Annotated in this window: 19 protein-coding genes; 2 read left to right on the forward strand and 17 right to left on the reverse strand. The window is 35.2% G+C overall.

Annotation, left to right across the window (positions count from 1 at the left end):
• Positions 1-46: 46 nt before the first annotated feature.
• Positions 47-718: a DUF4197 family protein gene (locus AC5YGG_RS15875; RefSeq protein WP_496145435.1), complete on the forward strand. Its 672-nt coding sequence runs from the start codon at positions 47-49 to the stop codon at positions 716-718.
• Positions 719-758: 40 nt separating this feature from the next.
• The gene (locus AC5YGG_RS15880; protein WP_496145436.1) at positions 759-1,064 is read left to right on the forward strand and encodes a DUF493 family protein; all 306 of its coding nucleotides are present in this window, start codon (positions 759-761) and stop codon (positions 1,062-1,064) included.
• 308 nt (positions 1,065-1,372) lie between these two features.
• Here the strand turns inward: AC5YGG_RS15880 and AC5YGG_RS15885 are convergent, their stop codons facing one another.
• The 17 genes from AC5YGG_RS15885 to AC5YGG_RS15965 all read right to left on the reverse strand — a co-directional run bounded on the left by AC5YGG_RS15885 (position 1,373) and on the right by AC5YGG_RS15965 (position 15,219).
• A complete protein-coding gene (locus tag AC5YGG_RS15885; RefSeq protein WP_496145437.1) occupies positions 1,373-1,723 on the reverse strand; it encodes an ArsC/Spx/MgsR family protein in 351 nt (116 codons plus the stop codon).
• 88 nt (positions 1,724-1,811) lie between these two features.
• The gene (locus tag AC5YGG_RS15890; RefSeq protein ID WP_496145438.1) at positions 1,812-2,426 is read right to left on the reverse strand and encodes a deoxynucleoside kinase; all 615 of its coding nucleotides are present in this window, start codon (positions 2,424-2,426) and stop codon (positions 1,812-1,814) included.
• A gap of 24 nt (positions 2,427-2,450) precedes the next feature.
• On the reverse strand, positions 2,451-3,437 hold the full coding sequence (locus AC5YGG_RS15895; RefSeq protein ID WP_496145439.1) for a hypothetical protein: 987 nt from the start codon (positions 3,435-3,437) through the stop codon (positions 2,451-2,453).
• A 30-nt stretch (positions 3,438-3,467) separates the two neighbouring features.
• Positions 3,468-4,493 (reverse strand): glutaminyl-peptide cyclotransferase, encoded by a 1,026-nt coding sequence (locus tag AC5YGG_RS15900; protein WP_496145440.1) that lies wholly within the window; start codon positions 4,491-4,493, stop codon positions 3,468-3,470.
• Between the two features lie 92 nt (positions 4,494-4,585).
• The gene (locus tag AC5YGG_RS15905; protein ID WP_496145441.1) at positions 4,586-5,608 is read right to left on the reverse strand and encodes a glutaminyl-peptide cyclotransferase; all 1,023 of its coding nucleotides are present in this window, start codon (positions 5,606-5,608) and stop codon (positions 4,586-4,588) included.
• 35 nt (positions 5,609-5,643) lie between these two features.
• Positions 5,644-6,027: a VOC family protein gene (locus tag AC5YGG_RS15910; protein WP_496145442.1), complete on the reverse strand. Its 384-nt coding sequence runs from the start codon at positions 6,025-6,027 to the stop codon at positions 5,644-5,646.
• Positions 6,024-6,533: a GNAT family N-acetyltransferase gene (locus tag AC5YGG_RS15915; protein WP_496145443.1), complete on the reverse strand. Its 510-nt coding sequence runs from the start codon at positions 6,531-6,533 to the stop codon at positions 6,024-6,026. The genes AC5YGG_RS15910 and AC5YGG_RS15915 overlap by 4 nt, the downstream gene beginning before the upstream one ends.
• Positions 6,530-6,961, reverse strand: a complete 432-nt coding sequence (locus tag AC5YGG_RS15920) for an SRPBCC family protein (protein ID WP_496145444.1) — start codon at positions 6,959-6,961, stop codon at positions 6,530-6,532. Before AC5YGG_RS15920 ends, AC5YGG_RS15915 begins: the two co-directional genes overlap by 4 nt.
• A 202-nt stretch (positions 6,962-7,163) precedes the next feature.
• Entirely contained in the window at positions 7,164-8,774 is a 1,611-nt protein-coding gene (locus AC5YGG_RS15925) for a Na+/H+ antiporter (protein WP_496145445.1), read from the reverse strand.
• Positions 8,775-8,868: 94 nt separating this feature from the next.
• The gene (locus AC5YGG_RS15930) at positions 8,869-9,873 is read right to left on the reverse strand and encodes a bestrophin family protein (RefSeq protein WP_496145446.1); all 1,005 of its coding nucleotides are present in this window, start codon (positions 9,871-9,873) and stop codon (positions 8,869-8,871) included.
• Positions 9,874-9,935: 62 nt separating this feature from the next.
• The gene (locus tag AC5YGG_RS15935; protein ID WP_496145447.1) at positions 9,936-10,613 is read right to left on the reverse strand and encodes a DUF2490 domain-containing protein; all 678 of its coding nucleotides are present in this window, start codon (positions 10,611-10,613) and stop codon (positions 9,936-9,938) included.
• Positions 10,614-10,793: 180 nt separating this feature from the next.
• Positions 10,794-11,243: a VOC family protein gene (locus tag AC5YGG_RS15940; RefSeq protein WP_496145448.1), complete on the reverse strand. Its 450-nt coding sequence runs from the start codon at positions 11,241-11,243 to the stop codon at positions 10,794-10,796.
• A 27-nt stretch (positions 11,244-11,270) separates the two neighbouring features.
• Positions 11,271-11,642, reverse strand: a complete 372-nt coding sequence (locus AC5YGG_RS15945; RefSeq protein WP_496145449.1) for a VOC family protein — start codon at positions 11,640-11,642, stop codon at positions 11,271-11,273.
• A 55-nt stretch (positions 11,643-11,697) separates the two neighbouring features.
• Positions 11,698-12,168 (reverse strand): hypothetical protein, encoded by a 471-nt coding sequence (locus AC5YGG_RS15950; RefSeq protein WP_496145450.1) that lies wholly within the window; start codon positions 12,166-12,168, stop codon positions 11,698-11,700.
• Between the two features lie 16 nt (positions 12,169-12,184).
• Positions 12,185-12,640, reverse strand: coding sequence for a DUF1569 domain-containing protein (locus AC5YGG_RS15955; RefSeq protein ID WP_496145451.1), 456 nt, complete (start codon positions 12,638-12,640; stop codon positions 12,185-12,187).
• A 333-nt stretch (positions 12,641-12,973) separates the two neighbouring features.
• The gene (locus AC5YGG_RS15960; RefSeq protein WP_496145452.1) at positions 12,974-14,182 is read right to left on the reverse strand and encodes an ABC transporter permease; all 1,209 of its coding nucleotides are present in this window, start codon (positions 14,180-14,182) and stop codon (positions 12,974-12,976) included.
• A gap of 80 nt (positions 14,183-14,262) precedes the next feature.
• Positions 14,263-15,219, reverse strand: a complete 957-nt coding sequence (locus AC5YGG_RS15965; RefSeq protein ID WP_496145453.1) for an HlyD family secretion protein — start codon at positions 15,217-15,219, stop codon at positions 14,263-14,265.
• Positions 15,220-15,226: the final 7 nt, after the last annotated feature.

Here is a 15,226-nt window from a genome sequence, read left to right on the forward strand (position 1 = left end):
GTATTTACCTTTGGTGCAGTTTTTGAAAAAAGCAATAAAAAGATCAATGAAAAAATATATCATTGCAGCCGCTCTTGTTATCGGGACGGGTGCCGTTATTACAACTACCGTACAATCCTGTACTACACTTGCCACTACCGATATGGGACTTTCTATTATTAAAAGAATTCTACTCAATGGTATTGACAAAGGAATGGGTATCTATACCAACAAAGAAGCCTTTTTACAAAATAATATGGTAGATAAAGCGCTTCCCAAAGAATTGAGAGACATCAACTCTCTTCTTGAAAAAATTGCTCCATCATTAGTAGCCAAAGAAAGAGATTATATTGCCCAGGCTGCGGCTTATACCGTAAATACTTCCAGACCTATTTTACAGGGTGCCGTAAACAGCCTGAATGCACAAGATGTTACAAGAATCATCCAGGGAACTACAGCTACCCAGATCCTGAAGGAAAAAACATCTCAGCAGCTTATTGCCGCTATTGCTCCCAAAGTAGATGAAAAACTTAATGAATACGGAATCGTAAAAACCATCAATACCGCTTTATCAGGAAGCAATTTCTTGGGAAGTCTTTTAGGTGGAAATACCAACACTGTGAATTCAGGCGGGCTGAGTAAACTAGCTTCTGAACAACTGGTAAGCGGGCTCTTTAATATTATTGAGGATTATGAACACCAGAACTCCAAGTCCCTGTTAGGACCATTTGGAAAATAAGAAAAATTTCGTTATATTTATATTATATTAATAATTGCAGATGGATATATTACAAGGAAATCAACACGCAAGTCCTGAAGATTTCTATAAGTCTTTAAAGGAGAAACTGGAAGGTCATCATGATTTTCCTGAGGATTATTTATTTAAATTTATCATTCCTACAGACCAGACAAAGCTTACTGAAATTTACAGAGTTTTTGATGGTATTAAGTTTACATTAGGAAACCGCGAAAGCAAAAATGGAAAATACACAGCCTGCAACGTCAACGCATTTGTATTGGATGCTGATCAGGTAGTGAATATTTATAAAGAAGTAGCAAAAATAGAAGGCGTTATTCTATTGTAAAACATTAAGGACTGTCAGATTTTGACAGTCTTTTTATCTTTAAATACAAATAGCACTATTTTTTTTCACAAATTTCACAATTCTATTGGAGAGTAAAATCTATGGATTTCAAATATTACCTGCAACCTCATCATTAAAGAATCATTTAATTTAAGTAATTAAGAAATTCAATAGAAATGGGCTTTATCCCATTCAATAAAACAAACCATCGTTCAATGGCTTTAGCCAAAACTAAATACAATCCGTTATACAAAACAAAACGGCTGATTCTTTTAGAAACAGCCGCTTTTTATATCAATTTATTATTTTTATTTCTCAATAAAGAACTTTACATTCTCAATAGGTCTTCCCAGCATTGCCACTGAACCTTTTACCAGTATGGGTCTTTGGATCAGCGAGGGATTTTCAGACAGAATCTTAATCCATTCTTCTTCAGAATAATTTTTATCCGCGTAATTCTCCATATATAATTTATCCGTTTTGCGAATGATATGGAAAACACTCTGATTCAGCTTTTTCAATACCGTTTTGATCTCCAAAACGCTTAATGGATCCTCAATGATATTGATAATTTCAAACGGTACTCCATTTTCATCAAGATACTCCAATACAGCATTTGATTTTGAACAGCTTCCGTTATGTAAAACCTTGATTACCATTTCTAATTATTTAATAAGTTAAACTCGTTCACTAACAAATTTAGAAAGAATCCAATGGATGTTCTCTTAATGTTATAATAAAAGTTTGTTAAAACAATCCGTGCAATTCTGCTTCAATCTTTTCAAGGATAAATCCGAAATCTTCAGGTTTTTCAACGAAATCAAGATCATCTACTTCAATAACCAAAAGCTTTCCTTCGGTATAATTAGAGATCCATTTTTCGTATTTCTGATTCAGTTTTGAAAGGTATTCAATACTGATTGACGCTTCATATTCACGTCCTCTTTTGTAAATTTTCTTTACAAGATTCGGAACGTCTGATTTTAGATAAATTAAAAGATCCGGTGCAGAAACAAATGACTTCATCAAATCAAAAACCGATGAATAGTTATTGAAATCTCTGTCAGAAAGAAGATTCATATCATTTAAGTTTTCTGCAAAAATGTGTGCATCTTCATAAATGGTACGGTCCTGAATGATGTTTTTACCACTTTCTCTGATCTCTTTTACCTGACGGAATCTGCTTCCCAAGAAATATACCTGCAGTGCAAAGCTCCATTTGCTCATATCTGAATAAAAATCCTCCAGATAAGGATTGTGATCTACGTCTTCAAACTGTGCATCCCATCCGTAATGCTTAGAAAGCATCGTAGTTAAAGTTGTTTTTCCTGCTCCAATGTTTCCTGTAACTGCAATATGCATATTCTTTTTCCTTGTATTTACTGATTAATTGATAAGCTTTTCTACGCCTTCCGTCTGAACTTCAGAAACATCCTGAATTAACTTTTCCAATGTATCGTCTTGAGGTTTTATTTCTTCACCTTTTTCATTGGTTTTTTCTTCAGCATTTTCCGCAGGTTTATCTGTCGGTAGCTGTGTTGTTTCAAGCTGAGGTTCCTGCTGTTTTTGCTGGCTGGCTTTCTTTACTTTTTCAAGACTGTAAAGATAGAGTTTGTTCCCGTTGATTTCAAAATAAGAAAGGATGTTTTTATCCACAATTTGCGCATCCTGATCTTCAAAAAGAACCGTCATTCCTTTTTCAGGAACATATTTTAAAATTGAATTATTGGTAATTATTAATATATTCTCATTCTCTCTTCTGAAGCGTTTTCCATTATTCACCGGGGCTTCAAAGAGCTTTTCGAATTTTAAACTATAAATTCGAACATGGTTTTTAGTAAGAATATAGACTTTACTTTCATATACCAAAAGATCCATAAAGTCTTCAAAACTAATATCGAAGGGAAATGAATTAATGGTAGTATCATTCCGGAAATTATACTGTATCAGACGCTTTGTACTGTCATCCAAAAGCCACAATTGTTGTAAATCTTCGGCATATGCCATTCTGATGAACCCAAACTTCTGCTTGAAATCAATGCGTTGAATTTCATTCATATTTTGATCTACAAATTTCATTTCCTGAGCATTTTCGGAAAATAAGGGTACATTCAATGGATTTTGCACGGATTGAACCTTATAAGGCACGGTAAGCATCATTTTACCAATCTGTTTTCCTAGAGAATCATATTTGGTAAAGCTGAAATCTTTATTTTTATAGATATAAAGGTTTCCGTAGTCATCGGCAAGCATATCTTTAGCTTCCTTTAGTTTTAAGGTATCCAAAGGAAGTACTTTCTGTGCTGCGTAAGAACAGAAAATAAAAATGCATATGAGGTAAAGTAATCTCAGTTTTATAATATTAAAGATCATTTATGAATAGAATGCCAGCAATTTACACTTTTATTTAATAACAATTTCATAGATTTTTTTCCAATTTTTTCCTGTTATCAGCATATTATCACCTTTAAAGGCAATTCCATTCAATACATATTCACTATTGCCTTCGTTGTTTTCGTTAGTCAACTTTGTAAAATCAAATTTTCCAACAACCTCTCCTGTAGCAGGATTAATTTTTAAAATGATAGGTTTATGCCATACATTTGAGTAAATAAAACCTTTATGATATTCCAACTCATTCAGATTTTCATAAGTTTCAGCATTTCCGGCAACAGAGACTGTTTTCACCACTTTTGAAGGGTCATTTACATCTAAAAAGTAAAGGTTTTTTGAGCCATCAGTCGCTACAAGATTTTTACCATCATAAGTAAGCCCCCAACCTTCGCCAATGATATTAGGTAAAGGAAATTCTGATAGTTTTTCCAATGTATTTTTATCATAAATAAAACCAATTTTATTACGGTAAGTAAGCTGATAAACCTTATCTCCAACAATAGTACATCCTTCAGAAAAAACATTTGCGGGCTGTTTTTTTATGATGGTAGGAACGGTTGCACCCAAAGTATATTTTATAAGTTGAGATGCGTTGTTCAAACCATCACTTTCATATACCGTGTTTCCTTCTACTAAAAAGCCTTCGATGAAATTATCGGGATTATGAGGGTAATCTGCTATAATCTGATAAGGAATTTCCACTTCTTTATTCTTTGTGAATACATTAATAGTAGCATCCTGACTGAGAGTTTCACCGCTTTTTGTTTTAATTACAAACACAATCTTATTATCTCCTAAAGTAAAGAATTTAGGATCAATCGTTAAATTGGCAGTTTCTTTATCATTAAAACTAATTGTAATACTTTCTGCGTAGTCTGTAACTTCTTTCGGAAGCTCTAATTTATCACCAAAATGATAACCTGTTGTCTCTCTTTCATTATTATAGTCCGCAAGAGAATCCAGCACTTTTTCTTTTTTGTTGCAAGATAGTAACAGAAAAACGGCAATAAAGCCAGTTATTACTTTTAGTTTCATAGGATTTCTCATCATTTTTAAGGCATAAAGATATACAAAAATAGCGCTACCTAAGGAACGCTATTTTTTATAGATAAACTAATATTAGAATATTATTTCAACTGAATTTCATAAATCTTCGACCAGTTTTTACCTGTTACCAGCATATTATCGCCTTTAAAAGCAATTCCGTTCAATACATCATCGCTTCCTTTGGTATTTTGTTTTGCGATTTCTGTAAAGTCGAATGTTCCCACCACTTCACCGGTTGCCGGATCAATTTTTAAGATAATTGGCTTCTGCCAAACATTTGCATAGACAAAACCTTTGTGATATTCCAATTCATTTAATTGATCATATGCTTGAGAACTTCCTGCTACAGCGATGTATTTGATCAGTTTTGACGGGTCATTTGCATCAAGGAAATATAACAATTTACTTCCGTCTGATGCGATCAGGTTTTTACCATCATAAGTAAGTCCCCAACCTTCACCAAATACATTCGGATATGCAAATTCTGAAAGAAGCTTTAATGAGTTTTTATCATAAATATATCCTTTCTTGCTTTGCCATGTAAGCTGGTATACTTTATCTCCTACAATGGTACTTCCTTCAGAAAAATCTTCCTGAGCCTGTTTTGTAGAAGCAAGCGGTGTTGTAGTTCCTAATGTATATTTTAAAATCTGAGAAGATCCGTTCTGTCCGTCACTTTCATAAATGGTGTTTCCTTCTATCTGGAATCCCTGTACAAAGTTTTTTGGATCGTGAGGATATTCTGCGATAATTTCATACGCCAGATTCTTTTCAGGATTTTTCGCGAATACATTGATTGTAGCATCCTGATTCAATACTTCACCTCCTTTGGTCTTAATATTAAAAGTAACCGCATTGTCTCCTAACGTAAAAAACTTAGGATCAATCGTTAAATTTGTTGTTTCTTTATCTCCAAAGCTAATGGTTACGCTTTCTGCATTTTCCGTCACCTCTTTCGGAAGTTCCAGCTTATCACCAAAATGATATCCTTTTGCTTCCATTGAATTATTATAGTTATTCAATGTATCAAGAATTTCTTTATCCTTATTACAAGATGCCAATAATAAAATCGCTGCGAAACCCGCTATTATACTTTTTTTCATTGATATTCTAAATATTTCCCCAAAAATAGCAAATTTTATTCCGTAATACCAATATTATCCACAGGTTCACCAAATTGTAGGATATAACCGTTGTTATCATAGATGGCGAACTCTCTCATTCCCCATTCAAAAGTTTCGATTTCATAACAGATTTTTGTCTTTGTTTTAAGGTCATTCCAAAGATCATCCACTTTATTTACATTAAAATAAAATGATCCGGTAAAACCTATGGAAGCTGTATTTTCATCTTTATTGGGAAGAGCGAGCATAATATATACCTCATCCTTGCGAAGTGATGCCCAATGCCAATGATCGTTTCTATCCAAAAGTTCAAAACCCAGCATTTGAATATAAAAACCTATCGTTTCATCAAGATTTCTTGTCCAGAGCATGGGACGAAGCCCGGTAAATTTACTCATGATTCCTGTAATTCAAAGGTGCTTTTATCAATCTTCATATTGATTGAAACCCATGTTTCATTATCAATTTTTGCTTCTTTCTTAATATCCGGATCAATAGTAAAACCTACTTTTTTATAGCATTCAATTGCTCCGGTATTCCAATCATAGACATTCAGTTCGGCAAGTGATCTGTTGTAATGACTGAATCCATATTTCAGAAGTTCCTGCATCACTTTTTTACCATAGCCTTTACCACGGTTATTTTCGTCCCAGATCAATATTCTTCCCAGCAGAAAAGTTTCTTCTTTTAAAAATATCTGGGCATGACCGATGACGTTTTGTGTGTTTCTATCAATTATTTTAAATAATGTCCTGTTTTCGTCATTCAAATCTTCTTCAAGCTGATCTTCCGTCAAAGGAAACTGATACACAGGACCAGCAAACTGTAGCAATGCTCTTTCATTTTTTATATTTGATATCAATGCAGGAGCATCATCAATAGTAAACGGCTGTAGTTCTATCATGATTTATTTTCTAAATATTCTTTTAAGCTTTGCCCCACAATAGCATTCCACCCTCCTGTAAAGTTTTTTCTTGAAAAGCCATCCCCAAGGTCGTTGAAATTTTCAATCCCTTCATGGGTAAGCTTTACCAGCGTTTCATTATGATCGGATTGCAGCTCCCATGTTACAGTTGTTTTCTGATCTGAGAAATCAGGATATGCCCAGGAATGCTTTAATTTTTGATTGGAAATTATTTCCAGAATTTCACCCTGATGGTGGTATTTGTTTTCACCACCGGGCTCATAGAAATTAAATACCTTCCCTGTTTCTAATTCAAAATCCTCAATATCAAAATACCATGATTTCATTTCATTTTTGTCTGTCAGTGCTTTCCAAACCTTTTCAATTGAAGCATTGATCTTATATTGAACGGTGATTGGTGTATTCATATTACTAAAATTTGAATGAGTTGTTATATTATTTTTAACTACAAAAGTCACAAAAGAATTTGAACACTTAAGTTATTTTAAAGTTAAATTCTTAAAGTTGAAATGAACACTTAAGTGTTTAAATCTTATGCAAGTTAACCTTAATTTTAGACTTAGCTTAAATCCTTTTGTGACTTTGCGGTTTATAAAGTTTCAAATATTATCAGTGAGAAAAGCCGGTAATTTTTGCTTCATCAAAGTCCAGCTGCATTTCAATGGTTCTCATCACATGATCATCAAATATTTTTTCTCTTTTCATTCTGTGCAGTTCATTTCTCTGTGCCTGAATGACCTGACGGAGCACATCTTTATTCTGATTGATGGCTGTAACATAGTCTCCTGTGGATGCCATACACTGGGCTTTATCTGCCATCAGCATCATTTCATTTTCCAGTTTATGTTTCTGGTGACGAACAAGGCTGTTTGTTACTGTTAAATCCGCAAAATCATCATCCAATTTACGCAATGCAGTTTCTTTCAGTTTTCGCATTAAGATGACTTCCTGTTTTTCTTCCGGCAATTCGCTTCCGGCATCCTGAATATTCAATAATTTCAGAATCGGGCTCAGCAATAATCCCTGTCCTACCAAGGTAATCAATATAATAACAAATGTTACGAATAAAATAATGTTTCGATGTGGAAATGCTTCTCCATTGGGTAGAAAAGCAGGAATAGATAGTGCTGCAGCTAACGAAACCACTCCTCTCATTGCTGCAAAACTGATAATAAAAGGTTCTCGCCAATCCGGTTTTGGAACTTTGAGCCTTAATTCTTTAGAGCAAATTCTAGGAAAATACATTAGTGCATAGCTATACACGATTCTCGTTCCAATAATAGCTCCACCGATCACTATGCTATAGAAAATTCCTTCTGAAACAGTATAATCCGTTAATCCTTCTACCACAATTGGCAATTCCAGACCGATAAGGATAAAAATAATGGTATTCATCAGAAATATTAAAACACTCCAAACGTTCCCGGATTGTATTCTCGAGGTATGACTCAGATAACAATGAGAGTTATAAGACATCAATAGTCCTCCTGCCACTACTGCCAGCACTCCGGAAAAATGGAAATGTTCTGCTCCTACGTACATGATATAAGGAACGATCAGTGTGATAACAGTATCAATATTTGAGTTGGTAGGAATAATTCTCAGTAATGCCCCGAAAGCAAAGCCTACCGCAACTCCTATGGCAATTCCACCAATTGCCATGGTAAAGAAGTCCTGAACTGCATCTCTCCAGATAAACTGTCCTGAAATAACGGCTGCTAAGGCAAATTTAAATACAATTAAACTGGATGCGTCATTAATTAAACTTTCTCCTTCCAGGATATTGGTGATCTTTTTGGGAATTTTCATATGCTTCAAAACTGACGTTGCCGCTACAGCATCCGGTGGAGAATTCACTCCTCCCAATAGGAATCCCATCGCTACTGTAAGCCCCGGAATAATAGATGATGAAAGATAAGCAACCACAATTGACGTTAAAAACACCAGTCCAAACGCCATGGAAAAGATCTGTTTTCTCCATTTGTGAAAATCCTGCCATGAAGTAAACCATGCGGCTTCAAAGAGAATAGGAGGAAGAAAAATAAGAAAGACAAGATCAGGTTCTATTTCTACACGCGGCATTCCCGGAACGAAGCTTATCAGCAATCCTGCAATCACAAGAAAAATAGGATAAGCCACTTTCAGTTTCTGCCCAATCATTACTAATATCATTACAGACAGTAAGACTACAATGGATATTATAACATAGCTGTGAATCATTTTAATGTAGTTTTTTTAAGTATTATTTTTTTATTAAAGTTTAAAATTTAAGACTATGATTTTAAAGTCTGTTTTTATCTAAAGTAAATGTTATTTAAAGTACAATATTGTTCTTTGGAGTAATTGCGGGCGGCAAATCTGTTTCATCCAGCATGTCTCTCATATCAATTTCTATGGTACGGCTGATCTGAGTGATAGGAACATCATTGGCACTTCCTTCAAAAGGGTTTACGGAAGCCTCACCTACACTGTCCAGGGTATGAAAACACCATGTAACCAATAAGGAAAACGGAATATTGAACCAAATCGTCCATCCTTCCACCACAGAACCTTCTCCCAGCTTATCAAATTCTTTCAACATCCCGAAAGGAACAAATACAATGAAAAGTAATAAAAGATAAGTTGTAATGGAAGAAAAATTTCTTGGGTAAGGAAAGTTCTTGATTCTTTCTGCTTTTCCCTGACTATCGGTAAATTTTACCAACTGCTGATTGATCTGCGACCATTGAAAATCATTGATTTCTCCTTTTTCGTAAGCTTCAGACAATTCTTTACTCTGACTTGCCATCAGCTGCGTTGCTCTGTTCTTTTTGCTTAAAATATACTGAAGTTCTGTTTCGGAAAGATATTTTTTCAGTTCATCATCAAGTTTTGTAAGCCTTTCCGGGATTTCATATTTTTTGGCATATTCGTCAAACTGCGCGGTTCCTGTATTTTCCCAAACTCTGGGTTCTCTAAGTTGAAAACGCAAAGCCGTAAGCCATGCATAATGACGGAGAAACATTTCTTTTACTTTATTCTGATCTTTAGAAATAAGCGAATCCCTCAGAATATATCCAAAACTGCGGCTATCATTGATAATAGCACCATAGATCTGTCTTGCTTCCCAAAGTCTGCTATAACTTGCATTGTTTTTAAACCCTACAATAAAAGCAACTGCAGTTCCCATAATTGCGATGGGCTGCCAAGGCACAGAAAGAAATTTCCAGCCCAGAAAATATAAGATCGTAGGAATGGCTGCCAGTACAATTAAGGCATATATGCTGCGCCGTGTCCAATTGATAAATTCACGCGCACCAAATCTTTTTCCTGAATGCATATGTGTTGTTTTTTGTGTTTAATATTATTTTTCATCATGGCATTCAGTAAAGGTTATCAATATCAGTTTTTGGTAAACGGAATATTGTTATAAAAACCAATCTGAATTTGTCCTCTGTTTTTATTTTCCTGAATCTGGTTCATATATCCGGCTTCAATTCTCATGTTTTTATTAATGACATATCCTAAAGCTCCGTACACTCTGTTTCTATCGAATACAGGGCTGTTAAAATGCAGGAAAATCTCATTATATACCGATGCATACAGCGTTTTAGGCAGCATTTCCTTTTGGGTAATCGGAATATTAAATCCTAACATATAGCGGAACCTCATCCTGAAATCGTCCTCTAAAAAACGTTCTTCCAAACGATAGCGATGCTGAAGATGAAAACGTCCAAACTTCTGTTTGGTAATATACTGCTGGAAAATCCTGTGCTCTATATTTTCTTTTTTCTCTCCGTTTACATAAGGCTGGCTGAGAATAAATCCGTACCCCAACAATACATTATTATTGTTTTCTGTTAAGTCATATCCTACCCCGGTACGAATCAAAAGCTGCTCCAGATCTCCTATTGCATCGAAGTTTCTATACTGGATTTCATTATGCCAGTTCAGCTTTTTACTGATCTTATTATTTCCAAAATACATATACCATGCACCCAGATCACTTTTTTGTGCAAATGTAAAAACGGACCCCAATCCCAACACTGTAAATGCCAACTTCGTAAATACCTTTCTCATGTTTATCAATTACTATTATCTATCGTTTTTAACAAAATTAATAATTTAAATCAATAATAGCAAGCATAATTTTCATATAAATACTTTACGCTGAAACAACTAAGTATTGAGCTATTCAAAATTAAAAATAAAACCGACAGGTTGTACTGTCGGTTTATGTTTATAGCTTTGTCTTTTACCTTACGGATGTTGCTGCATTTTAGCCGGATCATCATAGTTTACCATCCAGTTGATTCCGAATTTATCGGTAAACATTCCGAAATAAGCGCCCCAAAATGTATCAGCCATTGGCATTGTAACTTGCCCGCCAGCAGAAAGTCCATCGAATAATTTCCCTGCTTCTTCTTTAGATTCTGCATTTATGGAAATGGAGAAATTGTTTCCTGCTTTAAAATTGGACGACCACTCACCTCCTGTATCACTTCCCATTAATACTGTTTCCTTAGAAATCGGAAGGGTAACATGCATGATTTTATCTTTATCTTCTTCAGGAGTTTCTTTCCCTTCCATTGGAGGCATTTCCCCGAAAGTTCCGATATAAGGATATTCTCCTCCGAAAACTGATTTATAGAAATCAAATGCTTCTCTGCAGTTTCCATTGAATGTTAAATAAACGTTTACTGATGCCATGATTGTTTTTTATTAGTTAAGTTTTAATTATCTGTGTTGATCTATAAGAATCATATTACCATCAGGATCTTTCAGATAAATATGTTCCGGTCCTGAAGTGGTTTCATCAGCTTCTCTTTCAATTTCTACTCCTCCTTCTTTTAAACGTTTCTGGATTTCACGAACATCATCAAATGATTCAAGATTCTGGGCATTTTCATCCCATCCCGGATTAAAGGTAAGCATATTGCCATCAAACATTGCCTGAAATAAACCGATCAGAGTAGATCCATTTTTCATGATCAGGTAATTTTGTTCTGTGGCTCCCGCCATAGTTGTAAAGCCCAGTTTTTCGTAAAAATCCTTAGATTTCTGCAGATCTTTTACACTTAAGCTGATTGAGAATGCTCCTAGTTTCATATATTGTATTGAGGTTAAGAATCTTTAGGTCTATCTTAAATATATTCCTGAACGATTATTGATTTTTCAAGTCTGTTTTAAACTCAAGGGTACCGTCATAACTTTTCCAGTTTCCTATCAGTTCAATATATTCGCCTTCAATTTTTTCGTTTTTCTTATTCCATTTGAAATTATAGATAAAACGTCCTTTAAATAGTCCTGAATGTTTTCCTTTATTCTCTTCTGCCAAATCATATTCACCAAATACAGTTCCCTGTTTTTTGGAATCTTTATATTTTGAGACTGTAATTTTTCCTTCAAATTTTGCATAATTGGTATCCACAAGAGAATAGCCGGAAACAAAATACTCCTGATCATTCTTCTTATTCTGTTCGGAAATATTGATTTTAAGTTTCAGTTCCTGACCTTTATTCCCGATAGTTCCTACATAAGGTTTACTGTTGTTCAGCCATGCATTTGAAATATCCGGCATTTGTGCCGTCACAAAATTGGCAGCCAGAATGAAGAGCAATAAAAGTTTTTTCATACAGTGATCGTAATGGTTATACTCCGAATTGTGCTAAATGGTGATTCAGATGTTTTGCAAACATATTATTCCATTCCTGAGAATTTAGCTTTCCAAATGAGAAAGATTCTTTACCGTCGAAAGCATCTGCTCCCAACTGCTGGGTCTTCTGAATAAAGCCGATAAGCCTTATTTTTTCTTCATCAAAGTTTTTTCTTCCCGTTACCAAAAACTGAGGTGCAGTAGGGGAATCTCTAGGATAAGCTTTTTCGCCCACCACTTTAGGCTTCACAAAAGTTTTCAGAATAAATTTGGCAATAGCTCCCGGCTTTTTATGTTTTTCCGGTTCATATACCATTTCGTAGGTTACACAGCAGTGTGCCAACATCTGATCTACTGTCATTTTCCCCCATAATCCATGGGTATCCTCAACAAGTTTGTTTATTCTATCTATGTAGTTCTGAGCATCTTTTGCGTCAAATACATTTTCCATATACTTTCTAAATTAACGATAGACAAATATATTAGTTTTTTCGTTTGATTTTTATGGGAAAAGAATTTTTTGTTGAGAGGTAAGGCTGATGAGTTTGAGTGTCTGAGAGGTTTTAAAGTTTTAGGGTTTTAGAGTGAAATACTGGATATAGATGATGAGGATTGAGAGTTAAGAATAGTAAGCAATATTTATAAAGATTATTTTATACTGATCCGTACTCTGCTCTAACCACCATTCAATGGATTACCATCCCCTTCCTCCGTAGAGGTGGCGAAAATTCAGAGAATTTTTAACGGGGTGGTTTTAGAAGTTTACGAATACGGCGAAAACAAATTATTCATTTTCCTCTTCAGAAACGCCTTCCACAGCAATTTCCTGTGGTGCTGCTTTTTTGAAAATAAACCAAAGTTTGATTTTTAAAGCAACCCATCCTATAAAAGCATAAATTACCAGAAGAATACTTAGATGTTCCAGGTATGGATAGGTAAGTTCTACAGAACCTTTTTGAATCAAAAGGATCTTAAATGCCTGTAAAAAAGGAGTTAACGGAATAATATTGGCAATAAACTGAACGAATGCAGGCATTGCACTTAAGGGCCATGTAAATCCACTGATGATAAATGCCGGAGAAGCGATTACCATAAGAATTTGTGTTGCTTTCAATGCATCCGGAATCAATATACTAATGAATACTCCCAGGAAAGATGCTGAACCTACAAATACTGAGGTCAGAAGAATAAAATTGAATATTCCTTCCGGCATCGGAACCCTGAAGATCATATGCATAAAGTAATAGATACTTACAATCAGGATAGAGAAGATCCAGATCGGAATTACTTTAATCAACATGGTTGGGAATGCCCATTTTTTCATTTTCCTGTATTCCTTTACGAAGGATCCTCTTTCAAATTCTGCAGCAAAGCTTACTGCCATTGCCAGCAAAATAACCTGTTGCAGCACTACAGCCAACATTGCAGGCCACATGAAAATAAGATAGTTTCCTGTGGTATTGAAGAGGGTAATATAATTGGCTTTGAAAGGCTCATATTGTGTAGCAGCCTTTGCAGCAGGCATTCCCGCTTTCTGCAGGGCTTTGATTGATGCTCCGGCAGAAAATGTTCCGATAGTAAGCTGAAGTGCTTTCGACGCAAAGTTTGCCGTCAGGACGTTTCCGGTATTGATATAAACATTCAGTTCCGGATATTTTTTCTGAAGCATATCTCCTTCAAAACGTGACGGAATAATAACAACCGCCGCAGCTTCATGTCGGATTACTTCATCTTTTATGCTTAAAGGTTCCTGGAGATACTTGATGATTTTAATGCTTTTATTGTCATCCAGCATTTCTGTCAGTTGATTAGATAAAGATGTATTATCCCTGTCAACAACCAATACAGGTGTATTTTCGACTTTTCCGCTTTTGTAGACAAATCCCAGCAAGGTTGCATAAAAGACTGGTGCCAAAAAGAACACAGTCCTTAAGGTAGAATTGCCGATAAAAAGTTTGAACTCTCGTTTTAAAAGACGGAAAAATTCCTTCATCTGTAAATTTTAATGTTTTAAATCAATTAATAGAACTTTCACAGAATATCCTATAAAAAGTCTTATTAGGTCTCGTTTTATTATTTCAGGATCACATTGGCATTTACTAAAAGACTTTTAGCTTTATTCATGTCTTTAGGCTTTACCTTGATCTCATATACAGCATCCTGCAACTGATAATCAGGATAAGCTGTTGTAATATCCGCGTATCTTGTCAGCTGTTTGATATAAACGACACTTCCTTCCAGATTTTCTTTATTATAGACCACCTGCATATTCACGTTCTGCCCTTTCTTATATTTCGAAATAGCACTTTCAGGAACGGTAAACCTGAAATAGGTACTTTCAGGAATATAGCCATTGAATAATGCAAAACCGGCTGTTGCCAATTCTCCTGTATTCAGGCTGATGGTTTCTATTTCCATATCATTGGTAGCGATAATATATCTTTCTGAATATGCTACATTAGCTTCCTGCAATGCTCCTTTAGCCTGGGAAGCCTGCCCCGCAGCCATTTCTATTTTTTCGAAACGGGTTCCTCTGTTTACATCATCCAGCTCTGCAACTACCGCATCATATTGAGCTTTTGCCCCCTGAAGCTTTGCATATACTTCATCATGTGCCTGCGGAGACATTAAGCTGTCTCTGAACATATTATTTGCTCTCCTGTAAGATTTCTGTGCAAATTCGTACTGTTCTTTCAGCCCTTTATATTTTGCCTGAAGCTGTTTCAGCTGATCGGGTGTAGCACCGTTTTTAGCCATTTGCTCCTGAGCTGCTGCTGCATTTACTGCGCCTTGAGCCTGAGCGATTTTTGCGGAAACTTCCGGTACATCAAGCTGAGCCAGCGTATCTCCTTTTTTCACAGTTTGTCCTTCGGATACGTATATTTTTAAGATTCTCCCGGTAACTTTCGGAGCAAAAGAAATGACATCCTTCTTTGTTTTTCCTTCCGGATCTTTTATCTTTTCGTTTTTCTTATCGCAACTTCCCAATAAAAACAGAGAAGCAATGAGTATAGATATATTTTTATGCATCATTTTA

The sequence above is a fragment of the Chryseobacterium sp. CS2K3 genome, assembly GCF_059515185.1.